Origin of the sequence: Pseudomonas sp. PS02303, assembly GCF_029959925.1 — a bacterium.
Lineage (GTDB): Bacteria > Pseudomonadota > Gammaproteobacteria > Pseudomonadales > Pseudomonadaceae > Aquipseudomonas > Aquipseudomonas mandelii.
In genome coordinates, this window is sequence record NZ_JASCOM010000086.1 from 1 (window position 1) to 23251 (window position 23251).

At 58.7% G+C, this 23251-nt stretch carries 16 protein-coding genes; 11 read left to right on the plus strand and 5 right to left on the minus strand.

Annotated features, from left to right (window positions below; all coding sequences use genetic code 11):
* Window positions 1–79: 79 nt before the first annotated feature.
* Window positions 80–1120, minus strand: coding sequence for an Ldh family oxidoreductase (locus tag QMX98_RS18615; protein WP_102595503.1), 1041 nt, complete (start codon window positions 1118–1120; stop codon window positions 80–82).
* A gap of 227 nt (window positions 1121–1347) precedes the next feature.
* Between QMX98_RS18615 and QMX98_RS18620 the strand changes: the two genes are divergently transcribed.
* Both QMX98_RS18620 and QMX98_RS18625 read left to right on the plus strand, forming a co-directional pair.
* Window positions 1348–6186: a DUF6543 domain-containing protein gene (locus tag QMX98_RS18620; RefSeq protein ID WP_282411205.1), complete on the plus strand. Its 4839-nt coding sequence runs from the start codon at window positions 1348–1350 to the stop codon at window positions 6184–6186.
* 96 nt (window positions 6187–6282) lie between these two features.
* On the plus strand, window positions 6283–7284 hold the full coding sequence (locus QMX98_RS18625) for a FecR family protein (RefSeq protein ID WP_010460659.1): 1002 nt from the start codon (window positions 6283–6285) through the stop codon (window positions 7282–7284).
* A gap of 54 nt (window positions 7285–7338) precedes the next feature.
* On the opposite strand, the gene QMX98_RS18630 is transcribed toward QMX98_RS18625, so the two are convergent.
* Window positions 7339–9684 carry an acylase gene (locus tag QMX98_RS18630; RefSeq protein ID WP_282411206.1) on the minus strand — a complete coding sequence of 782 codons (2346 nt, stop codon included), beginning with the start codon at window positions 9682–9684 and terminating at the stop codon, window positions 7339–7341.
* 244 nt (window positions 9685–9928) lie between these two features.
* Here QMX98_RS18630 and QMX98_RS18635 point away from each other — a divergent pair, with 244 nt between their 5' ends.
* The gene (locus QMX98_RS18635) at window positions 9929–10300 is read left to right on the plus strand and encodes a fe2+ zn2+ uptake regulation protein (RefSeq protein WP_282411207.1); all 372 of its coding nucleotides are present in this window, start codon (window positions 9929–9931) and stop codon (window positions 10298–10300) included.
* A 19-nt stretch (window positions 10301–10319) separates the two neighbouring features.
* On the opposite strand, the gene QMX98_RS18640 is transcribed toward QMX98_RS18635, so the two are convergent.
* Complete coding sequence (locus QMX98_RS18640) at window positions 10320–10508, minus strand: hypothetical protein (protein ID WP_010460665.1); 189 nt, start codon at window positions 10506–10508, stop codon at window positions 10320–10322.
* A 157-nt stretch (window positions 10509–10665) separates the two neighbouring features.
* Between QMX98_RS18640 and QMX98_RS18645 the strand changes: the two genes are divergently transcribed.
* From QMX98_RS18645 to QMX98_RS18670, 6 genes are all read left to right on the plus strand, one after another.
* Entirely contained in the window at window positions 10666–10803 is a 138-nt protein-coding gene (locus tag QMX98_RS18645) for a hypothetical protein (protein ID WP_010460667.1), read from the plus strand.
* Window positions 10804–11070: 267 nt separating this feature from the next.
* Entirely contained in the window at window positions 11071–12312 is a 1242-nt protein-coding gene (locus QMX98_RS18650) for an MdfA family multidrug efflux MFS transporter (protein WP_010460669.1), read from the plus strand.
* 21 nt (window positions 12313–12333) lie between these two features.
* Window positions 12334–13464, plus strand: a complete 1131-nt coding sequence (locus QMX98_RS18655) for an acyl-protein synthase (RefSeq protein ID WP_282411208.1) — start codon at window positions 12334–12336, stop codon at window positions 13462–13464.
* 1 nt (window position 13465) lies between these two features.
* Window positions 13466–15868, plus strand: a complete 2403-nt coding sequence (locus QMX98_RS18660; protein ID WP_282411209.1) for an aldehyde dehydrogenase family protein — start codon at window positions 13466–13468, stop codon at window positions 15866–15868.
* A 53-nt stretch (window positions 15869–15921) separates the two neighbouring features.
* Window positions 15922–17211, plus strand: coding sequence for a phenylacetate--CoA ligase family protein (locus QMX98_RS18665; RefSeq protein WP_282411210.1), 1290 nt, complete (start codon window positions 15922–15924; stop codon window positions 17209–17211).
* A complete protein-coding gene (locus QMX98_RS18670; RefSeq protein WP_282411211.1) occupies window positions 17211–18146 on the plus strand; it encodes a GNAT family N-acetyltransferase in 936 nt (311 codons plus the stop codon). Before QMX98_RS18665 ends, QMX98_RS18670 begins: the two co-directional genes overlap by 1 nt.
* On the opposite strand, the gene QMX98_RS18675 is transcribed toward QMX98_RS18670, so the two are convergent.
* A complete protein-coding gene (locus QMX98_RS18675; RefSeq protein ID WP_282411212.1) occupies window positions 18135–19061 on the minus strand; it encodes a LysR family transcriptional regulator in 927 nt (308 codons plus the stop codon). The genes QMX98_RS18670 and QMX98_RS18675 overlap by 12 nt on opposite strands.
* A gap of 117 nt (window positions 19062–19178) precedes the next feature.
* On the opposite strand from QMX98_RS18675, the gene QMX98_RS18680 reads away from it, so the two are divergent.
* Complete coding sequence (locus QMX98_RS18680; RefSeq protein WP_010460679.1) at window positions 19179–20174, plus strand: aldo/keto reductase; 996 nt, start codon at window positions 19179–19181, stop codon at window positions 20172–20174.
* A gap of 45 nt (window positions 20175–20219) precedes the next feature.
* On the opposite strand, the gene QMX98_RS18685 is transcribed toward QMX98_RS18680, so the two are convergent.
* Window positions 20220–20753 carry a hypothetical protein gene (locus QMX98_RS18685; protein ID WP_221106088.1) on the minus strand — a complete coding sequence of 178 codons (534 nt, stop codon included), beginning with the start codon at window positions 20751–20753 and terminating at the stop codon, window positions 20220–20222.
* A 389-nt stretch (window positions 20754–21142) separates the two neighbouring features.
* On the opposite strand from QMX98_RS18685, the gene QMX98_RS18690 reads away from it, so the two are divergent.
* On the plus strand, window positions 21143–23134 hold the full coding sequence (locus QMX98_RS18690) for a methyl-accepting chemotaxis protein (RefSeq protein ID WP_145307781.1): 1992 nt from the start codon (window positions 21143–21145) through the stop codon (window positions 23132–23134).
* Window positions 23135–23251 lie beyond the last annotated feature (117 nt).

The following is a 23251-nucleotide window of genomic DNA, read 5'->3' on the forward strand; positions in this document are numbered from 1 at the left end:
CCGGTGGGGCCCGGGGTTGGGGGCTAGGCGTATTACAACGGCCCCGGCGCCGCAAAGCCTGGCTTCTACAAAAAACGTTTCAGAGCCCTGCCAGTTCTCGCAGGTTTGCCAACGTCTGAGCGTTCAGCTGAATGCCTTGAGCGTTGGACTGAGCTCGCTGGTGGTGACGTCGATCACCCGGCAGGCGCTTGAGCCCTACGCTGTGCATCTGACGCACCAGTTCCTGGCTGCGTTCGGCGAAATTCTGCCCGGCGGCCTTGCTCGGATCGATCACGATCAGCAGTTGGCCGGTCCATGGCGTTTTGGCTCCCGGATGGTTCTTCCAGTCAAACTCGAAGGAGAAATTGCCGCCGGTCAGGGCCGCCGCCAACAATTCGACCATCATCGACAGCGCTGAACCCTTGTGGCCACCAAACGGCAGCAGCGCGCCCCCCTCCAGAATCGCCTTCGGATCCTCAGTCGGCTGGCCAAGGCTGTCCACGCCCATGCCTGCCGGCAAGCGTTCACCTTTTTGTGCGGCAATCTGCACATCGCCATGGGCGATGGCGCTGGTGGCCAGGTCAAAGACAATCGGCTCACCGTCAGCCCGGGGTGCGGCGAAGGCGATCGGGTTGGTGCCGAACAGCGGCCGGTCGGCGCCGTGGGGCACCACGCACGTCATGCTGTTCACTACGCTCAGCGCCACCAGCCCTTCATAGGCAAACGGCTCGACATCCGGCCACAGTGCCGCGAAATGATGGGAGTTGCGGATCGCCAACACCGCAATCCCGGCGCTGCGGGCCTTTTCCACCAGCAGAGCCCGGGCGGCCGCCAGCGCGGGTTGGGCAAAACCGTTAGCCGCGTCGACCCGGACAAACCCCGAGGCGACGTCCTCGACCACGGGCACGGCCTGGCCGTTGACCCAGCCGCTCTTGAGTGTCGAGACATAACCTGGAATACGAAACACGCCATGGCTGTGGGCGCCATCGCGTTCAGCGCCGGCGCAGTTCAGCGCCAGGGTCCTGGCGACATCGGCGGAGGTGCCATGGCGCAGGAAAATTTGCTCAAGCAATACAACAAGCGCGTCGAAATCGAGCGATGGGGTGGTCGAACTGACGGCCACTTCGGGCGTTGCGGTCATCTGAAGCTCCAGTTTTATTATTGAATACGGGCACCAGGGGAATCGAGGTTGCTCGGCAACCAACAGCAGACGTCGATTAAGCGCTGTTGTACCGGCGTCCTGTCAAGTCTCGAGCACCTGATCGGCTCAAGCAATATGTACCGCACCGAAGCACTCCGCTGACCTTAATGTTTTTCCTCAACCAATAGCCTGCGATGGCCACTGATCGCAGCCAATGAGGAACATCCATGACCACCCCCGCTGAGCCCTATTTTTTCGACGAGGCTGAACGCGCATCCAATGCCAGACAACCCGGTGAGCGCGAAAACACGCTGAACTTCACCCTCGACGACCTGAAATGGCTAAAGCACGTGTATTTGGCCACCCACGCTGCTCGCGTCGCGCAAAAAGAGCCCATGCAGGCCTGCCAACTGTTGTTGAAAGTAACCGGCAAAACAGACATTCCATTGGCCGGAGCCTTTGCCCTGAGCCGGCCCGAAAATGGAGAGGTCATCCTTTACACACCGTGGAAAGGCTTGATCAAGTTTGCCGATTTGGCCGACCTCAAAAGCAAACTCAAGGAATGGCTGACGCAGGCCACAGGCAAACGCGAGCTGTTGCGCTTTCTCTCCATCGAACAACGCAGCGCTTTACCCGCCGCCACCGTTCCCGACATTGCCACGAAAGACATCGAAGGCGCGGTGTTCCAGGACCAGCAACTGACCCTCGATCACAATCAGGAACAGAACATCAAGGCGATGAAGGCTGAGCTGCTGAAGACGCCAACCCTGCAATCGATGCTCGATGACACCCTCAAGCACGCGTTGCACAAGGCATTTCCCGCGCTGGACCAGCGTCTGACCCGGCTCAAGAGTTTCGTGAAGACCGTTTCAGCCTTCGACGGCAACGAAGACCTGCACACCATTTCCTCGATCCCTTTGAGCGATGCACTTCTGCACTTCTATCTGACCAACCAGTGGCCCACCGGCGATTCAAGAGTCTTCGCCAATCCCGAGCACAGCGTCAGCAACGACGCGGATAACCTGACGTGGGAAAGCGCGGTGAAAGAAATCGCGCAGAGCTTCACGCCGCACTTGCACAGCCTGCTCGCCTTGTTCTGGAACACATCCATGAGCACAGGCCTTTCACGCTTGGCGTTTTTCACCGAGGGCTTGCGTGACACCTTTCACCTGAAACTTCTGCACCAGCGCCAGAACGGTGGTTTGACCACGCAGGAATACCTGCGACTGATGAACGTCAGCCTCCCGCCTGACGCGCACGACCCTCTTCGCATCGAGAAAATACGAGTGACCGCACCCTTCAGGCATTTTGCGGAGCTGGCCTCGACCTTGATGATCGGAGGCACCAACACCCTGGGTTTTCTGTACTCCCCTTCCCGAGGCATCGAAGCGACGAACAATCTGCCGGCAGTCAAAAACATCGTGCTGGAGATGATGAAAACCGAAGGGCATGAAGACACCTTGCTCAACTTCATGTCGCTGGACGAACGCGCCACCTTTCTTGCTTTGGAGCCGGTTGAGCGTCTGATTGAGGGCAAACCGATCGTTGGTCCGGTGTTCAATCACTTGATGGCCGACATCCTCGGCAAGCAACGGGACAACCTGTCTCATGCGCTGAGCCGCTTGCGCGAAAGTGAAGGTACGCTCGACCCCCATGCCTTGCTCGACAGTGCACTGGATGTCCGGGGATTGATCGATGACCGTCTGCTGGCCTCCGACCCTTCAGGACGCTGGAGTACACGCGTGGATCGGCGCCTTGGCGCGCAACCGGCCACCGTCCGCGCCGAGTCGGCCAAGGAGGAGTTGTCGCGGCTTGATTCCGTCGAACAGGCGCTCGATCAACTTCTGGATAAACACCCGGCCATCTCCACGGCAACCCGCTCGATCACTGACGCTGAGCGCGTCCTGAGTGACTCCGTGGCCAGCTTGCAATCGACGTTTTCTCATACGTTGTCAACGGCATTGCGCAGTGAACTGAAGCTGCGTGCCGTCACCCGCACCTTGAGTACAACGGAGCAGGCAATCATCAAAACCGTGCTCGACAGCCCGATACACCTGCAGCGAGCGGCATTGAACGGCTTTCTGCCGGACGTGTTTTCCCTGGCGCTCAAGGCCGGCGATGCAGCGGATCCGTTGAAGCTGGCCAGCTGTTTTGTCCTGACTGAACGAGGCGGCCAGGATCCGGTGCATTCGGGCAAGGCGATTGTGTGGACGCCTGCGTTGGGGTTTGAAGCGTTCAAAGGGCTGACTCCGTTGCTGACCGAACTCGGTCGACGCCTCGCCGACGTCAACCATCGCTCAATGCTGCTGGAGAACCTTGGTCGCAGCGAGCGTTTGCCTGGCCGGACTTACACGTTGGCGCCTCTGCAGCGGGTCTATGGGCATTTTCTTGATTACCTGCAAAAACCTTATGTGCACCTCGATGAGCCGTGCCTGACCGATGCGCTGGCAACAAAGCTCTCCGCGACGCCACTGACCCATCTCCTGGATCTTGTCTCGCTGCGTAAACCGATGACAGGGCTTGACCGTCCAATGGACATTGCACAATCCCTGACGACCCGGCAAAAGCTGCCGGCATGGCTGGCCCAGGCATCCGTCAAAGAGCTGATTGTGCATGCCGAGCTGCTTCAGCAATACGTCGATAATGTGAAAGACGACCAGGATTACCTGACCGGCCTGCGGTCACTGCAACGCACGGCGCACCATGGCCTTGAAAAACAACTCAAGGCGGACGGCTTCAACATCGACCCTGACACTGTCCGGGTGCAAATCAACGCCCGCCCGACATCGGCGGCCCACACCCAAACCCTGACCGACTTTGCCTTGACTCATCTCAAGTCGCTGGCCCCACTCCATTTCAAACTGGTATCGCTTGATAGCACCGTGATTCCTGAGGGGATGAACGAGCGCTACATCAAAGAGCTGATCCGCAACCTGAAACCGGGCGACCATCAACAGAAAATAGTGAACGACGCCCTGGCCGACACCCCGGCAAACGCAGAGCGCCGCAAGCGCTTCTACACACAATTGCCCTGGCAATTAATGCATTACGCCCACGCGGAAAAACTTCAGGAGCGCCTGAGCGAGACCGGGTTTGATCTGATCCGGCAAGTCATGGACATGCCCGACGCCCTCGCCCGCGCGGCGGTCGACGGTGCCCACGCAATCATCCGTCCGCTTGAGTTCCTGGGTATCAGGCAGGCCCAATCGATCAAAGTGCCCGGTGTCTATCTGATCGGCTCGACGGCGGATCGCACTGGACCGCAGGTGCTGATTGCGCCTCACAGCCCTGGGCACGGGGTGAAGGAATATGAAAACGAAGCCCAGCTGCTGACAGAACTGGAGACCCGCGCACCGCTGCTCGACTGGCTACTCCTGAATCTGCAGAACCCTGACCGGACGCTGCTGGAAACCCGGATGGCGACCCCCCATCACCGCGTTGCCAGAGCCGCGTCGCCGAACATCACCACGCTGGCTTCCCATCCGATCAAGGGGAACCTGTTCAAACACCTGCTCAATGACAACGTCGCCTTGCTGGGCCGATTGCTCGGTTGCCAGTCCGATGAGCGAAAACAAGGCGAATGGGCAACCATCAAGCATGTGCTGGGCGAAGACCTGCACGAGGCCTATACATTTTTCATGGGCAAGCTCGCCTACCCGGAGACGGTGTGGCGCAGTTACCGCGACATCAAGCAATCTGCCGAAGACCTGCAAACCCATCGGTGGGGAGCCGCCGTAAAAGCGTTCATCAGCGGCGTGGCCGAACTTTCCACGCTGCGCCAGACACTGGGGGATTCAACGCTGCGGTCGTCGACACCGGCCCTACCGGCATCGGAAAAACCCGATACCCGGCTCAAATGGCAGGACATCGATGTCACGGGCCCCGAACGCACGAAACTCGCGCGCCACGAAAGCATGAACGTTGATCTGGGTTCGCTGACTTCAGACGCCACGCTTGGGCTCTACACCCACCCAACGACAAAACAGCACTACGGGCCGGTTGAAGGAAAGGTGTATCCGGTCATCAAGCGCGGCAGCCGATGGCGCATCGGCGACACACGCGAGCTGGGCCCTCATCTGCGCCAGAACGAATCGAAGCAATGGTTGCTTGATGGACGAGAGTCGGCGCCTCGCTTCAGTCTGTTCGGACGCCTGGAGACTGCGAGATCGGTGTTTGATGGCATGAACGTCGATGCCTCGGGCATGTCCCGTATCCGACGATTGTTTCCACAGAAGGCCCGTCAGATTGAGGAAGCGCTGGACCTGGCAACGACCTACGCCTGGAACAGCTACCGAAACCTGCAACAACTCAAATCCTCCGACGAGACCGTCACGCCCGTGCATCAGCTCATCATGGATTTCCTCGGTGTGCAGCATGTGCTGCCCGCACATGTCGAGCAGCTTGAAAAAGTCATTGGCGACGTTTTCGCAGCGTTGCTGGAGCCGTCACTGAGAAAACCGAAGTCCAGTCGTTTTGCCGTCGGCAGGCTGACCGAAGACGCCCAAAACACGTTTGCCTTCATTGTCGCCAAAGACAAAAACCGCAGAATCCACCTTGCAGAAAGATTCTTCGACCTTAGATTCGATCACTACCGTCAACACCTGACCGACGCGGCCTTCCCGATCGACACCCATGCACGGGCGGTGACGTTGATACATGAGTTGTCGCACATGGCCTGTCAAACCGAGGACATTTCCTATCTCGATCCCGGCAGGCCGTTCACTGACTTGATTGGAACAGCCACCCCGCTGGCCACAGAGCTCAAACGTGCGTTGACCCACGTGCAGAAAACGGCGCTTTCGATCCAGACCCCTTATACCCGGCTGTTCATGACCCAAGATCCTGATACCGGTGTGTGGGAAGATCTGGGCAGTAACTCCGACAAGGAATCCGATCGGGTGAAGGACCATATCCTGGCGTTGACTGGCGCAGAAAACCTCAGCGGAGCCCGCGAAACGTTCAAGAAAAACCCGCTGGTCAGGCTGACCGTACAGTTGGGCAACGCCGACAGTGTGGCCTGGCTGATCAGTCATCTGGGCCGTGAACTGCACGTCAGTACGCCCTGATGTCAAAAATAATTCTCATTTGATGGTTAATTGCCATGACGGCTGTTCTCGCAGACTTCCCCTCAAGGTTAGAATGCACGAAATCAGGATGAGTCAATGACCGACAATTCTCTCTCGCAAGCCGAATATGACGCCATCACCGATGCCGCTGCGCACTGGTGCATGCGTCTGCACGCCGTCGACTGCACCGCCGAAGAGCGGATCGCCTTCGAACATTGGCGTGATGTTCATCCGCTGCATGCGTTCGAGTACGAAGCCATGCTCGAGATCTGGGAAGTCGCGGGGGATTTGCCGCGTCCCGAAGCTGTTACATCGGTAGCTCGCTTCAAACAGGCCGCTCCTTGGCGCACGGTCGGCATCGCCGCCGCCGTGTGCGCCTTGGCGTTGCCGCTGGCGGCGTACAGCGGCTGGAACATGGGCTGGCTACCGAATTCGTATCAGCATTTCGAAGCGAGTGACACGGTCCGTCAGGTCACCCTGAGCGATGGCAGCCAAGTGGAGCTGAACCTCGGCAGCGAACTGATCTTCAGCAACTACAAGGATCAGCGCCGGGTCACGCTGGAAAAAGGCGAGGCCTTCTTCAGCGTCAGCCACGATCTGGCCCACCCTTTTGTTGTCAGGGCAGCGGACGGCAGGATTCGCGTCACCGGGACCAAGTTCAACGTCTGGATGTACGAGGATCAGGTACGCGTGAACCTGATTGAAGGCTCGGTGCTGGTGAGCAGCAACGATGACCTTCCGGGGGATGGCTTGCGCCTGGGGCCGGCGATGCAGGCGCGTTATAAACACGGCGACTTCACACCGCAGATCAATCAGACCTACCCCAACGACAATTCCCTGGCGTGGCGCAGTGGCAAACTGGTGATTGATGATCTGGCGCTGAACGATGCCCTGCCGTTGATCAACCGTTACCTGAGCAAACCGGTCATGGTCGCTGACCACAGCACCGGCACGATTCGCCTGGGTGGCATCTACAACATCAAGGAATTGAACAACCTGGTGGCGTCCCTGCCCAAGGTGCTGCCGGTCTACCTGACCCGTAACAAGGAAGGTAATCCGGTACTCAATTCGATCCCGCAACAAACCCCTAAAAGCTGAAAAGGCCGCAACCCTCAAGGGGGTGCGGCCTTTTTTACTGCTTGAATCGCCCTCTTACTGAGCGGCGACCTTCCCGGCTTTTTCATCCTGCTCGCGGATCGTCTGCGCCTGATACTGCGGATCTGAGGTTATCTGCTGCTCGGTAAACGGCAGCGGGCTCAACTGCTTCTTCGAAAAGGCAACGGTCTGATCCCGTGAGTACTTCGACGTCGGGTCGCTGGACAACGAGAAAGCCAGCAGGCCTTGGGCGTGCGGCCCCTTGTCATCAAAGGTCACCACTTGCAAATAGCTGGTGCCGCTGATGACTTCAAGTTTGCCGTCGGTTCTCGGAACACTCTGGATGGCGTTGTACACGCCAAGCGTGCCGGGTCCGCCGTGGATCGGCGTCTGTTGCCCGCCGCTGCTGACCACCTGAATATCACCCCAACGGCTGTCATCCTTGAGCCCCAGTTTTTCCACCTGTTCCACCGACGCCAGCATCGCCTCGCGAATCGCCTGGGTGACCTGCGAATTATCGAGCGCCAGGCCACGGGGCGTGTGCTGCGGATCTTTCGGGTCGAACGCCACTCGCCAGATGTCCGGGACTTGCTGCAACGGTTCCATGACATTCTGGAAGTGTACAAAGCCGAGTCCGCTGTCCAGATTCGCACTGCGGTCCCAGGTCTTCAGGCTCGCGCACATCGGAGCGAGCGTTGCTGCATCGGCACCCAGATCGTTGGCGCAAAATTGCAGCAGGTCCGGCATCACTTGCCCGGCCTGGTACACCTGATCGTCCATCACCATCCGTTGCAGATCCGCCGCCGAGACCGGACCGGCCTTGCTCAGCGTGCTCAACCGGTCCAGAGCGAACCGCGAGCGCAGCCCCAGCGGCTGGCCTTCCTGACTGATCAGGGGCGAGAAGCCGGTGAGCGGTTGCGCCGGGTTGGCCATCCACGCCGAATCGTTGGAGTGTTGGACGTAGTCCCTGCGTTGCAGTTGCGGCAACTTGTCCGCCGCATAAATGCCTTTTTGCGCGGCGTTCGGGTCGATGTCCCAGGCACAGGCGCTGTTTGAACCATCGAGCACGATCAACTGCAACCCGACACGCGGGTCGCTGCACTTGGCGAGTTTGTCGGCACTGACGTTCGGCACCACCGACAGGTTCATGTACAGCGTCTGCCCCTGATCATCCACCGCCAGGGTATTGACCCACGGGATACCCTGAATCTTGTGGACCGAGGCTTGTAGATCCTTGAGGCTGGAGGCCTGGTTCATGGCGTACCACTGCTGCAACACCCGGTCGTTTTCCAGGTTGGCATCGCGCAGGCTGTAGGCGTACTGATTGTCCCAGTCGAGTTTTCCGGGCCACTGCACGATCGGACCGAACTGCGAGCTGTAGACCACATGGGACACCGCTTTGGTCTGGCCGTCGGGCTGTTTCACGTTCACCGTCACGGTCTGCTTGTTCATCGGCAGTGACTGGCCGTCGAGCAGATAACGGGTCGAATCCTTGGGATCAAGTTGCAGGCGATACAGGGTGAAGTGCTTGGACGTGTCCACCGTATGGGTCCACGCCAGGTGTTGGTTGAAACCGATATTGATCATCGGCAACCCCGGCAACGCCGCGCCCATCACGTCCAGCTTGCCGGGAATGGTCAGGTGCATCTGGTAGAAGCGCATCCCGCCAATCCACGGGAAATGCGGGTTGGCCAGCAACATCCCACGGCCGTTGAACGAACGTTCGCTGCCGACCGCCACCGCGTTGCTGCCGCGATCCAGCGCGAACCGCTGCATGCGCGTGGCCGCCAGCTGAAACGACGACCCTTCGCCCGCGGCCTGAGCAACGGCCTTGGGTGGCGTCGCCCCCGCCAACGCTTCGGCGAACTGCCCTACGCCACCTTCGACCAACAGGCGGCGGGTCAACTTGACCAGGTCCTGCGAGGTGATGTCGCGCACCCATTCGCCCTGGCACTGCTGCGGCAAACCCTGTGCACGACGCTCGGTCAGCGAGCGGTTGTATCCGGCCACATAACCCTCGACCAGATCACGCACTGGCTGAGTTTGCGCCTTCCAGAACCCGGCGACGGCTTCTGGGGTATTGAGCCAGGTGAAGAACAGGTCGCTGACCTGGTTCTCGCGCTCCTCGACCGTCAGCTGATCCGGGCCGAAATAGCGTGAGCGCTCGCCATTGACGGTGACAATCTCATTGGCCAGCAAGCACAGGTTGTCCTGCGCATAGGCGTAACCGATGCCATAACCGAGTCCACGCTCGTTTTCGGCACGAATATGCGGCACACCAAAACTGGTGCGGCGAATGTCGGCGCTGGCCTGCTCCGGCGCATTGCGTGCATTTGCCGCAAGACTCAGCCCTACCAACATGCCCGCAAGGCTCAACCTGGTAAATTGCCTGGAAATAATCACGCTCGCTCCTGATCGAAAAGACAAACACCCTGCGTCAAACACGCATCGCGCCTTCCCCTAGGAACGAAACCCACGGCAAAAATTTAGGCCCTGAAAGGCGCTTTAACCAGCCTTCTCACAGGACGCCGACGTGACGCTGACAAATTTTCTACATTCGATCCTTCATTATTTGCCGTGCTCATACGTCTTATTGAATGAGAGCACCCATCACATTTCCTGGCCGGCTCGGAAAAGGAGTTTTTGCATGTACAACTCGCAACTGCCAACGGACGGTAGTCACGCGCCCAAGCGTTCAGCCATGGACTCCGGGGTCTTCAGTCAACGAGGCGAGCGTAATGGTAACGAGCGGATCAGATTGCTGCTCAAAAGCTTCGGCCTGCGAACCAGCCTGATTCGCCTCAAGGTCATCGACGCCTTGCTGACCGCCGCCGAAAACGAGCGCAGCCTGGGCGTGCGAGGCGTGCACGGCCATTTGCTGGACCTGGATATTCCCCTGTCCTTTCTGAGTGTGCGAGAAGTGTTGAAACGCTTGTGCAGCGAAGGCGTGATCACCCTCAATGCCGACAAAAGCTACAGCCTGCATCCGCACGCTGTAGCCATGCTCCATCGCGACTGATCAGGTCAAGGTGCGTCGCTCAAGGCTTGACCTTGCGACGCATCACACCATTGACCACCACCACGATCACCGCGACGCCGATGGCGATGTACTGAAACAGCTTCTCACTGATGACGCCTGCGTTTTGCAGATACGAAAGGCCGAACATGATCCCCAACACCACCAGGGAGATCAGAATCGAGTATTTCAAACGTTGCGACTGAGTCATTGCGAATTCCTGAACCTGAAAAATGTGTCCGGTTTGTATCCGAAAGCATGCCAAGTCCCTACCTTTGTGCAGGAATGGGACGCTGCAAACGGGGTCTCATGTTACAGCCGATGAAGAGATTTGGCTTTATTACGGCGATAACCATGAGGATTTTCAAATGTTCCGTCGAATCACACGGCTGATTCCCCTGCTCGCGCTGCTGATGCTGAGCGGCTGCATCGTTTTCCCCCACGGTGGCCGGCACGGCGACCACCATTACGATCGCGGTGGACCGGGTTATTACCAGCATCGATAACGTATGACGCGTAAGTAATTGAACACCCGCTTGTAAGAAAAGTGGATATTCCGTGATTGCTGAACCAATGCCCGCCCCGTTGCGGGCATTTTTCGTACATACACTTTCCCTTCTTTTTTTACTGCCCTCCCCCCATCGAAACCTGGCGAAAACTATTGAAGCTTTCAGTCTTAATAGTCCGTTTGAGGTATTCATACTCGCTTGATTAATCTTGGCGCATCGCAATAAGACCCACTATTTAACTTCACGAAGAAGAACAGGGATGCCATGCACAAACCGCTCATAAATATTAGCCCCTATCAGGTGTTCGGCTTTTGCCTTGCCATTACTTTTTTTGAACTTCTGACGTATATGGCCAGCGACATGATCATGCCCGCCATGTTGACCGTCACTCATGATCTGAATGCCAGCGGGAGACATGTCCCCTACGCCTTCAATCTTTATCTGGCGGGCGGCATTCTTCTGCAATGGCTTATTGGTCCGCTGTCGGATCAGTTCGGTCGCCGACCGATGTTGCTCATCGGTTGCGCGTTATTCGCCCTGGCCTGTGCCGCCGCGTTCAGCGTGCACAGCATTTATGCGTTCAACGGCTTGCGGGTGATTCAGGGCATGGGGCTGGGATTTGTCATCGCGGTCAGCTATCCAGCCTTGCAAGAAGTATTCTGCGAGGCCGACGCAGTAAAAATCATGGCGTTGCTGGGCAACGTTGCATTGCTCTCTCCGCTACTGGGGCCTTTGCTCGGCAGCCTGCTGCTGGAGTGGTTGTCCTGGCGGCAGCTGTTTTTACTGCTGGGTATCGGCGGCCTGTTGGTCTGGCTCGGGCTTTACCTGTTCATGCCGGAAACCGTGGGTACCTCGCGTCATGACGGTCAGCGACTGGCGGCGGTGCCGTTCGAATGGCGCGGCACCGTGCGCCGTTATGCCGCCTTGCTCGGCAACCCGCGATTCCTCAGCGCGTCGGTCGCGCTGGGGGTCATGAGCCTGCCCTTGATTGCGTGGATCGGGCTGGCCCCGCTCCTGCTGATTCACAATCAGGGACTTTCACCCTTGCAGTACGGCCTGTGGCAGATCCCGGTGTTTGCGGCCGTCATTCTCGGCAACCTGATACTCAATCGATTGATCGCCGACACTGAATTGCCGCAACTGATTCGATACGCGTTGTGGCCGTTTTGCGGCGGACTCCTCGCCTTGCTCGCCAGCAGTTTCTACGGGGCGTCTACGCCTTTGCTCATCAGCGCCCTGGCCGTTTATGCCATCGGCCTTGGCATGAGCAACGCCGCCCTGTACCGGCTCGCGCTGTTTTCAAGCGACGACAGCAAAGGCCTGGTCTCGGCCATGATCGGCATGATCTCGATCGCCGTCATGGGCGGCGGCGGCTCGCTGATTGCGGCGGCCGGTGCCGGTGACAACCACGAATCCTTCGCCCTGATGGCGGCTATTGCAGGGCTCATGTGCCTGCTGCCTTTGCGCCTTTTTCTGCGGCGTTCTCACCTCCCGCTTGCTGCCTGACTCCACCCGAAAGGTCCTTTGATGATCCATTTACCCCACACCGATGCGCTTTGCGCGTTAACGCAACCCTATTGCCTGGATTCCGTGCCTGAAGGCCTGTTCGAGCGGGCCATGGGGGAAATCAGCCTGTTTCATTGTCACCACACGCCTGGCTATGAGCGCTGGCTCAACAGCAACGGGCTGGTCGCTCAAGACTTGGCGACACTGGATGACTGGTCAAGACTACCGCCGATTTTCGCTCACTATTTCAAACGTCACCTGTTGTTCGGCCCTACGGGCGAAGGCGCGCTGGAGCTGACATCGTCCGGCACCAGTGGCCAGAAAAGTCGCCTGCGCTATGACCAGCGCAGCATGGCGGCCGCCCAGGGCATGGTGAGCCACATTTTTCGCCATTACGGCTGGGACACTCCGGACAGTCCCTGCAACTACTTGCTGCTGAGCTATGAACCCAAGGCTGCGATCACCTTGGGCACTGCGTACACCGACCAGTTTCTGTGCAGCTATGCGCCGGTCAACCGCATCGCTTATGGATTGCGCCTGACGGGCAACGGTCACGCGTTCGATGTTTTTGGGGTGATCCGCGCCTTGCAGGAATTCGCCGAAGAAGGATTGCCGGTGCGCATTCTCGGCTTCCCGGCGTTCCTCTCCCACGCGTTGCAGCACATGGAAGACACCGGCGTCGCGGATCTGAAGCTAGCGGCCGAGTCCCTGGTGTTTCTCGGGGGTGGTTGGAAAACCCAGGCCGCACAGGAAATTCCTTTATCGCAGTTGTATCAACGCATCCACCGCCAATTGGGCATCGACCTGTCCCGTTGCCGGGACGGTTACGGCGCTGTCGAGCATGCCGTGCCCTACATCCAGTGTGCTCGGCAGCATTTCCATGTGCCGGTGTATTCGAAGGTCTTCGTGCGCAACCCATCCAGTTTCACTGTTCAACCCTACGGTCAGCGCGGCTTGTTGGAGTTCGTGTCGCCGTACATTTCGTCCAGCCCCGCGCACGCCGTTGTCATGGGCGACCTGGCGACGCTGCACTCTGGTGCCAGCTGCGGATGCGGCTTGCAGACCGACTGGTTTGAACTGCACGGACGCGCCGGAACGACCGCCAGCCGAAGCTGCGCAATGGCCGCGTCTGAACTGATTGAAGGAGCCTGACATGTACTTGATCAATGGTGAACTGCGGGACGATATCACCCTCGAGACAGCCCTCGAGCAACTGCATCCACAATTGCCACAGCGGTTGAATGCACCGATCGACAGCGACACCGTCATCGACGCAGCGGCTCGATTTGCCCTGCAATTGCAAGCTGGCCGACTGGATGTGCCCCTCGACAACGATCAACGATTGGGGCTTGTCGACTTCTGCCAACGCAGCCACCTCACCACCAAACTTGAACGTGAGTTGGGTGTGCAACCGCGTTCGTTACGGCGTATTGATTACCGGCAAGCCTGTTTTGAAAGCTGGCATCCGCTGGGGCTGGTGGTGCACATCACGCCGGGCAATGCGCCGATGCTGGCATTCTGCGCGGTCCTGGAAAGCCTGTTGGCCGGCAACATCAACTGGCTGCGCCCCAGCTCCAGCGATCAAGGATTGACCGCCCGGTTACTCGCCGCGCTGGTGCATTGCGACACCAGTGGCCAGTTGGCTGATTTCATCGCGGTGCTGCCGGTCAGCACGGCTCAGATAGCGCAACTCTGCACCCGCGCCGATGGCGTCGCCGCCTGGGGTGGTGAAAACGCGCTAAAAGCGATTCGTCAGCAGATCCCGGCCGGGTGTCGCTGGATCGATTGGGGCCACAGGATCAGCTTCGCTTATCTGTCGCCCGAGGCGGCGAGCGATTCGGCGCTGGACGCGCTGGTGGATGAAGTGTGCAGTCTGGATCAGCAAGCATGCTCCAGCCCGCAATGGCTGCTGGTAGACAGTAACGATCCGGCGGTTTTGCTGGACCTGGGTGAACGTCTGGCCAAAGCCTTTACACGTCGTTCCTCTCATTGGCCGGCGCTGGTTCCTACCGACCAGGAGGCTTCGGAAATCACCACCCGTACCGCGATGGCAAGGCTGGAACACTGCTTTGCGCAGCAGACTGGTCAGGTCTGGACCGGCCCGGGATGGAGGGTCATCTGGGATCACCATCAGACGCTCGCGCCCTCGCCGCTGTTTCGTACACTGCTGCTCAAACCGGTGCCGCAACACTTGATCGCCGAGACGCTATTGCCTTGGCGCACCGTCCTGCAAAGCTGCGTGTTGATGTGTTCTGCGGTGCATACACCCGGGTTGGTGTGCTCGCTGGTCAATGCCGGCGTTACGCGTATTGCCCCGTGCGGGCTGATTCATGACGGCTACCCTGGGGAACCCCATGACGGCGTCTACGCGCTGTCGCGCTTCAGTCGCCGCCTCTCGGTGAGTCTGTCGCCTGAGGCCGTGCCTGGCCGGGCAACACTCGACGCGCTGCCAACCGCTGCGGATACACGTCATGAGCCGATCATGAACAAAAACACATTCATGACCCAGCCGATCAACGCCATGGCCCAGCTGTTTTTCCGCTCTGGGGGCAGCAGCGGCACGCCAGCCCTGGCCGGGTTCAGCTATCAGGACTTTCAACGGCAGATGCGCGCGGCGGCAGACGGCCTGTTCGCCGCCGGTCTCGACCCGTCAACGGATCGGGTGATGAACCTGTTTTACGGCGGCAGCCTGTATGGGGGATTCTCCAGCTTCACCAAGGTTCTGGAATTGATGGGCGTTACACATTTCCCCATGGGGGCGCCGCACGATGATGACTTCAGCGAAATGGCCCGAATGATCGTGGATCATCGCATCACCGTGCTGATCGGCATGCCGAGTACGTTACATCGCTTGTTTTTCAACGAACAAAGCCAGCTTCGCGCGTACTCGGGCATCAGCAAAGTGTTCCTCGGCGGCGAGCACCCTGGCCAGGCCAGCCTGCGCCTGATGGAAAGCTGCGGAGTCTCGACGATTCGCTCCGCGATTTATGGCTCGGTCGATGCCGGTCCGCTGGGGCATGCCTGCGCGGCAACGGCAGACGGCGTCTTTCATTTGATGTGCGATACCCAGCATCTGGAAATCGTGCATCTCGAACACGATTCTCCGGTGCAAGCCGATGAGATCGGCCGGCTGCTGTTCACCTCTCGGGCCCGGCAAGGCCAGGCCGTGCGCCGGTATGACGTGGGGGACACCGGTCGCTGGATATCCGGAGCCTGCCCTTGCGGGCTCGACTCACCGCGATTCGAATTGCTGCAGCGCCACGGCAAGCTGATACGGATGGGCACGGAATTCATTTCACCGTCGGCGCTGCAGGACAGCCTCGGCCTGCCCGTTCAACTTGTGCTGGACCACGCCTGCGATGGCAGCGAGCGGTTGAAGGTTTTAGTGAACCTGGAGGCCGAAAAGGCGTATGAAAAGTTATTGACCCACGCCGCACTGACCAATGCCGTGAATGCCGCGCTGATCACGGTAGAAGTTCACGAGTGTGCTGAATCCGAATTCACCAAAAACAAACACAGCGGAAAAACACCGTTGGTTATCGACAACAGACATTAAACATCTCGTTTGTCTTTTAATCTCACAACGCCTGATAAAAAAAAGAGAACCCAGTGAAAACAACTTATTCGCTTGAACAACTCTTGCCTTATATAAGGCAACACTCAAACTTCTATCGCAAACACCTGCAACACTTACCGGCAGAAGGTATTACATTAAAAGACCTGCCACTGACCAATGTGGCCGACTATTGGGCTGACAGTAACGACCTGAATCATTGGCCTGTGCTGACCGGCAACATCGAAGACGCGTTGGTGTTTAAAACCGGCGGATCCACCAGTCAGGGCAAACTGACGGTTTACTCGACCCGCGAGTGGCAAGCCTTGGTCAGTACGTTTGGAAACAGTGTTTCCTCTCAACTGAAGGACGGTGACAGGGTCGCCAACCTGTTCTTTTCCGGCGATCTCTACGCCAGTTTTCTGTTCATCCACGACTCGCTGGCGCACGTCAAAAGGTCCATCTGTGAGTTTCCGTTCACCGGCGAAGTCAGCATGGATGTCCTGGCGGATGCGCTGGATCAGCACCGGATCAACGTGCTGGTGGGTGTGCCGGCGCAGTTGTTGAAATTCGCCGCGTACCTGAATCAGCATCAGCGGGTGCTGTGTGGGGTTGATACGTTGCTGTACGGCGGCGAAAGCCTGTTCGGCCCGCAATTGGCCATCCTCACCCAGGTATTTCCCAACGTGCGCATCGCCTCAATCGGCTACGCCAGTGTCGATGCGGGCCTGATCGGCGCGACAAGCCGCGACTGCGCCTTGGGCGAGCATCGGGTATTTGAACCCCAGACCCTGCTGGAAATCGTCGACGAACTGACCGGTGAAGTCATTGAACAATGCGACCGCACCGGATTATTGCTGGTGACCAACCTGACCCGCCAACTCATGCCGCTGCTGCGTTATCCGGTAGGCGACCGTGCCTGCTGGCGTGAGCCCGCCAACACCCCGATGCGCAAATTCGCCCTCAAGGGGCGTAGCGCCCATAGTCAGCGGGTTCGTGTGGGGTCGGCGTCGTTGTTGATCGACGAAATGCGACAGATCGTCCAGCGCGTTGCTGGCACCGACCAATGGCAATTGCGCATCGAACATGACGGCTACAAGGACATCGTCAGTGTCACATGGGTGCCTGACGCAAACGCCGTGGCCACCGCCCCACGATGCCTGGCATTGTATGAAGCGCTTATGGCCCATTACCCCGCGCTCGATCATCTGAATCACGAAGGGCTGCTGGAGTTGCGAGTGCTGTCCTGCAACGTCACCAACCTGAAGCTTCACCCTCGTTCCGGCAAACAGATGCGGGTCCTGGATTTGCGCCCCTATGACGCGCCATCGCTGGAGACTGCGTGATGTCTCATCTGATTTTTCGACGCTACCGCCCTTCCGACGCCCGCGCCGTGAGCCAGTTGTTTCGCGAGGTTTATGGCGATCATTACGTTCAACCGGATGTTTACCTGCCGCACATGATCAGCCAGCACATCGCCGAGGGTCGCTGGAAATCGATGCTGGCGGTGGATGATGTACGCGTTCTGGGGCATGCCGCGTTATGCCACGAATCGTCCCCGCAGAGCGCGGAACTGGCTCTCAGCGTGGTGCATCCCGCGGCGCAGGGGCAAAGTATCGCGACACGTCTGGGCCGGGAGTTACTGTTGCAGGCCGGGGCACTGGGCTTTAAGAGCGTCCTGATCAAGCAAGTGACCCACCATCCGTACACGCAACGCATGGCCGCAAACATCGGTTTCCACAGCACGGGAGTGCTGCCCGACTACGTTCCTTCGCCCTTCGCCGAACCGCACCCGGAAACCATTGTGATGGGCTGCCACGTGGTCGAAGGGCAGGCGCGTCCTCTTCCCGACATTCCCTGGCCCGAACGCTACCGGGGGTTTATGCAGCACCTGAGTTCGCTGTTCGGAACCCATCCAGAAATGCCCCCACAACCTTCGATACCCTTGCAGATCAAGCAGCACCATCACCGCTTCGACATGGTCATTCACCGTCTGACCAAACGTCTGCTCGACCAGATCCGGCAATTGCCCGGTCACTGGATGATCTCGACCCGACTTGCGCTGTCGCGACACTTCGCCGAAGACTTGCGCAGTTTGACGACGCTTGGCTTCTCGTTTACCGGGTTGATGCCCGCTCCCGGCAGTCATGGATGGTTTGCCCTGTTTCATCGAGGGGCGCGGCCTCGGTCCCTCAATCTGCATTGCCCCTACATGCAACAGTTGCACGACGATTTGCAGCAAAACACCGAAGCACTGGGCAGCGCTCGCTCAGCCGCTTGAGTCTTTTCGGTAAAACTCATTGCCCGGCTGCGCGCAAAGCTCCACCAGCCAGTCGACAAACACCCTCACCCGCCGGGACAACTGGCGGTGTGGGGGATAGAGCGCCGTCAACGGCATGCCGGGGGGTGGCGTCGCGTTCAATACTTCGCACAAACGCCCTTCCTTCAATTGGCGGGCGACGTGGTAGTACGGCGTCTGGATCAGTCCGTAACCCGCCTCACAAGCAGCCAGGTATCCGTCGGCACTGTTGACCGACACGTGCTTGGGCAGGTCAATCAACCGGAGTTGATCATCCACCATGAATTCCAGCCCGAACCGCTTGCCGGTGGTGCTGGAGAAATACTCCACCATCTGATGGCGCTCAAGGTCAGCCAGATTGTGCGGGGTTCCATGGCGCGCCAGGTACTCGGCGCTGGCGCAGGTGATCTGGTCGAGCATGACCAGCGGCCGCGCCACCAGTGACTCATCCAGCGCCGCCCCGCCGCGCAGCACACAATCGACGCCTTCACGAATCAGGTCGACAGGTCGGTCATTCAAACCGATTTCCAGTTCGATCAACGGATAGCGGCGGGTGAACTGCGGCAATGCCGGAATCACGATCAGGCGCCCGATCCCGGACGGCATGTCCACTCGCAGCAAGCCTTTGGGGTTGTGGCGGGCGGCGGAAAACACCGCTTCGGTTTCCTCCAGATCGGCCAGCAACCGCACGCAACGGGGGTAATAGGCTGCGCCGTCGAGGGTCAGGCTGATCTGCCGCGTGGTCCGTTGCAGCAGTTGCACGCCAAGGTGAGCCTCAAGTTGCTTGATCAGGATGGTCACCGACGCGCGGGGCAATTGCAGGCTGTCCGCGGCTTTGGCAAAGCCGCCCAGCTCGACGATTCGGGTGAACACGCGCATGGCGTTAAAACGGTCCATTGTCAGGCGATCCGGTTGATTATTTAGAAATTGCGAACAGTGATAGCAGTTGTAGCCGGTTTATCTTGTTTCTGTCGAGGTCAACACTGGAGGCTTACACCACAGGGAGTTCATTTCATGCAAACACGTCAATTGGGCAAAAACGGCCCACAGGTTTCTGCCATCGGTTTGGGCTGCATGGGCATGACCGATTTCTATACGACCGGTGTCGATACCCGTGAAGCCACCGCCACCCTGCATCGGGCGCTGGAGTTGGGGATCGACCTGCTCGACACCGCAGACATGTACGGCCCGCACACCAACGAAGAGTTGATCGGCAAGGCCATCGTCGGCAAACGCGAGCAGGTGTTCCTGGCCAGCAAGTTCGGCATTGTCCGCGATCCGTCCAATCCCGGCGCCCGGGGCGTCAACGGCCGGCCGGACTACATTCGCACGTCTATCGACGGCACGCTCAAACGACTGGGCGTTGAAACCCTGGATTTGTACTACCAGCACCGGATCGATCCGCAGGTGGCCATTGAGGAAACCGTCGGCGCCATGGCCGAGTTGGTCAAAGTCGGCAAGGTGCGTTATCTGGGCTTGAGTGAGGCGTCAGTGGCCACGCTGGAACGGGCACACAAGGTTCATCCGATCAGCGCCCTGCAAAGTGAGTATTCGCTGTGGAGCCGTGACCAGGAAGAGAACGGTTGCCTAGCTGCGTGCCAGCGTCTGGGCATTGCGTTCGTCCCTTACAGCCCATTGGGTCGTGGCTTTCTGACGGGGGCACTGAAAAGCCCGGATGACTTTGCCGCCGACGATTACCGGCGCTTCAGCCCGCGCTTTGAAGGGGAAAATTTCGCGAAAAACCTGTTGTTGGTGCAGCAGGTACAAGCCTTGGCAGCCGACAAAGGGGTGACGGCGGGCCAATTGGCGCTGGCCTGGGTGCTGGCGCAAGGTGACTACCTGATCCCGATTCCCGGGACCAAACAGCGTAAATACCTTGAAGAAAACGTTGGCGCACTGGAGGTGAAACTCAGCGACCACGACTTGCACGCTCTGGAAGCGATTTTCCCGGCCAATGCCACCGCAGGCTTGCGCTATCCAGAGGAAGTCATGAAGTTACTAGATCGGTAACCAACGCCTGGCCCACTCGGTCTGAGTGGGCCGGCGCTGCGAACATCAAGCCTTGGATCTGACGCCACCGTCGGTAGCAGGCACTGTTGTACCGTTACCCTTGCCGTAAACCTGCAGGTTCTGCAGCACATAAATTGCCGTCTTGTATTCCGGGATGAGGCCGGCGGCGTATCTGTCGCCCTTGATGCTGTTGTTCTGAATGGTGTCCAGTTGCGTAGCGAAATACTCCAGCGCATTGAATTTTGCATCCGGGTCTTTCTGAATACCAAACCGGTCGAATTTGTCACCGGCGTTCATCAACGTCATCGACGTGATATCGGAAATCAATCCCTTGCCTCGCAAAAAGGCGCTGAGATTGCCCAGCTGTTTGGCGGAGATACTTTCCGGGTCAAAGCCTTTCACGTTGCGATGGATTTTCTGCTCATCCATTTTCGCCGTGTTCAGCGCGTTTGGATTGGTCCCCACCAGTGCCAGCATCTGCTTGACCCTGGCGTTGTGGGTGACAGGTTTGCCCCCGCCCGTATCCTGAACCAGCAATCCTGCCTTGGGAGTCCAGGCCCCTGTGTAGCCGATAGTCATGAATGAACTCCCGACTGCGTGACCATAAAAAACTCCTTGTTTAGTTCAGTTTTAGAGCCGCCAAGTATCAATCTGGCAACTAGCCATACCAACAACTTTTTCCAGTTTTTACAATTTTTGTACGTGTTAGATACAAAGCACCAAGCGCCTTGTTTCATTGGTCTACACATTCTTTTCAAAAGAGGTCTAGCCAACTAATCAGCCTCTTGTACGTCTTGGTTAGTTTATTTGTATCAACATCGACACTGTCCGGCCCCTGACCGCTCGTCACCCTGCCCCTTTCTAGCACGCCCGTACCTAAAGCTCGTCCCTTGCAAGCCGATAGCTCTTCGAAGCGCCGATTTTCATTCCGAAAACCACAATAAGAACGCTGCACAAGGACCGGTCCCATGCCCGCATTCCGCACCATCCAGGCTCGTTACACGCTGTTTCTGGTCCTGTTCATCCTGCTGCTATTCGTCCTCACGGTGGTCGGCATCAGCCAGTTGGTCGCCCCCAAGCTTCGTCACACCGAAGAACAGGTGGCCCTCAACCGCATCGCCGAAGTGGCCGAGCAAATCCAGGGCGAACTGAACAAGGTTCAGGCGCAACAGCGCAGCATCACCCAGACCATTCCGTTGCTCGACAGCGCTGCCATCGACACGGTGCTGCCAGGCCTGGTCGATCAATACGGCGAGTTGAAAGTGTTCGGAGGCGGTATCTGGCCGTTACCCGGCCAGCGTGAGGCCGGACGTAACAAATTCAGCACCTTCTGGCACCGCGACGCCTCCGGCAAGCTGGCGGTCAATACGTTCTGGAACAGTGACGCCGCTCCCAACTATTACGACCAGACCTGGTACAAGGGCGGCATGCAAACCCCGCGCGGCCAATGCGCCTGGGCCGCTGCCTATAAAGATGACGCCAGCGCGGAGCCACGGACCAACTGCGCCATGGCCATTCAGAAAAATGGCGCGGCGTATGGCGTCTCGACTATCGACGTGACGCTGGGCTTCTTCAATGACTTGATCGCCCGCAAGGAAAAAGACCTCGGCGCCGAAATGCTGATCGTCGAAGCTGACGGCAAGATCATCAGCAACAGCTCGCGGATCAGTGGGCCAATCGTGCTGAAGAACATCAGTGAGCTGGCCGGCAACTCGCCGTTCGCCAGTCAAGTGAAGGCCGGCCTGCAAAACCGTGATCAGTCGCAGCGGGTCGAGTTCGACAACAACGGTGAAGCCAACACCTTCTTCATGCGCCCGATCGAAGGCACCCCGTGGTTCCTCGCCACGGCCCTGCCGACCACGCTGATCACCGCCCAGCGTGACGATGTGCTCAGCACACTGAGCCTGCTGCAAATCCCGATGGTGATTCTGCTGGTGTTGCTGCAGATCTATGCGATTCGCCAACTGATCCAGCGGATGAAAATCCTCAAAGCCAACATTGACGCCCTGTCCGCGGGCGATGCCGACCTGACCAAACGCATCACTATCCGCGCCGAAGACGAACTGGGTGCCATCGGGCACTCGGTCAACGCCTTCATCATTTATTTGCAGAACATGATCGGCGAAGTCACCCAGGCCACCGGTGCCATGGCCTCCAGCCTGGACAACCTGCAGCGGACTTCCGCCCACACCAGTCAGATTCTGGTGCGCCATGCGTCTGAAACGGATCAGACAGTCACGGCGATTACCGAGATGAGTTCGACCGCCGAAAGCGTCGCGCAGAACGCCGCTGAAACGGCTGCCTTCACCCAGCGCGCCAACGAGAACGCCGATCGTTCACGGGTCGTGGTCGGTGAAGCGTCCAGCAGCGTGATCGCCTTGATCGACGAAGTGGCGAGCGCCACCCATAAAGTCGAAAGCATGCAGGAAGACGCGCAACGCATCACCGAAATTCTCGGGGTGATTGGCGCGATTGCCGGGCAGACCAACTTACTGGCGCTCAACGCCGCGATCGAAGCAGCCCGGGCCGGTGAGCAAGGTCGCGGTTTCGCGGTCGTCGCCGATGAAGTCCGCGCCCTCGCCGCCCGCACGCAAGCCAGCACTTCGCAAATCAATGAAATGCTCAAGCGCCTGACCCAAGGCGTGAGTTCGTCTGTAACCGCGATGGAAAATACCCAGGCCAGTTGCCAGTCTGCCGCCGATGCCACGGCGCGGGTCAACACGGGCCTGGATGAAATGGCCGGCTCGGTCAGCCACATCAACAGCCTGAGTACGCAGATCGCCACCGCCGCCGAGCAGCAAAGCGCGGTGACCGAAGAGATCAACCGCAGCATGGTGCAGATCCGTCACATGGTGGATGAGCTGGTGAAAAGCGGCCAGGCCAGCGAGCTTAATACCCAACAACTGCTGCAAGCCAATGCGCGCGTCAGCTCGATCATGGGGCGGTTCAAGGTTCGTTGATCGCTGCTGAATTACACATGCTCCCTGTGGTCGGGGAGTTTGGTCTGGTGAGGATCTTTTGTGGCGCGGGGGGGGTGCCCCGCCCCCCCCCAGCGTGGGGGTCCCTTTTTAATAATT

Coding starts and splice junctions, on each gene's coding strand:
- QMX98_RS18615 (WP_102595503.1), bottom strand. CDS start 1,120: ATGACCGCAACGCCCGAAGTGGCCGTCAGTTCGACCACCCCATCGCTC.
- QMX98_RS18620 (WP_282411205.1), top strand. CDS start 1,348: ATGACCACCCCCGCTGAGCCCTATTTTTTCGACGAGGCTGAACGCGCA.
- QMX98_RS18625 (WP_010460659.1), top strand. CDS start 6,283: ATGACCGACAATTCTCTCTCGCAAGCCGAATATGACGCCATCACCGAT.
- QMX98_RS18635 (WP_282411207.1), top strand. CDS start 9,929: ATGTACAACTCGCAACTGCCAACGGACGGTAGTCACGCGCCCAAGCGT.
- QMX98_RS18640 (WP_010460665.1), bottom strand. CDS start 10,508: ATGACTCAGTCGCAACGTTTGAAATACTCGATTCTGATCTCCCTGGTG.
- QMX98_RS18645 (WP_010460667.1), top strand. CDS start 10,666: ATGTTCCGTCGAATCACACGGCTGATTCCCCTGCTCGCGCTGCTGATG.
- QMX98_RS18650 (WP_010460669.1), top strand. CDS start 11,071: ATGCACAAACCGCTCATAAATATTAGCCCCTATCAGGTGTTCGGCTTT.
- QMX98_RS18655 (WP_282411208.1), top strand. CDS start 12,334: ATGATCCATTTACCCCACACCGATGCGCTTTGCGCGTTAACGCAACCC.
- QMX98_RS18660 (WP_282411209.1), top strand. CDS start 13,466: ATGTACTTGATCAATGGTGAACTGCGGGACGATATCACCCTCGAGACA.
- QMX98_RS18670 (WP_282411211.1), top strand. CDS start 17,211: ATGTCTCATCTGATTTTTCGACGCTACCGCCCTTCCGACGCCCGCGCC.
- QMX98_RS18675 (WP_282411212.1), bottom strand. CDS start 19,061: ATGGACCGTTTTAACGCCATGCGCGTGTTCACCCGAATCGTCGAGCTG.
- QMX98_RS18680 (WP_010460679.1), top strand. CDS start 19,179: ATGCAAACACGTCAATTGGGCAAAAACGGCCCACAGGTTTCTGCCATC.
- QMX98_RS18685 (WP_221106088.1), bottom strand. CDS start 20,753: ATGACTATCGGCTACACAGGGGCCTGGACTCCCAAGGCAGGATTGCTG.
- QMX98_RS18690 (WP_145307781.1), top strand. CDS start 21,143: ATGCCCGCATTCCGCACCATCCAGGCTCGTTACACGCTGTTTCTGGTC.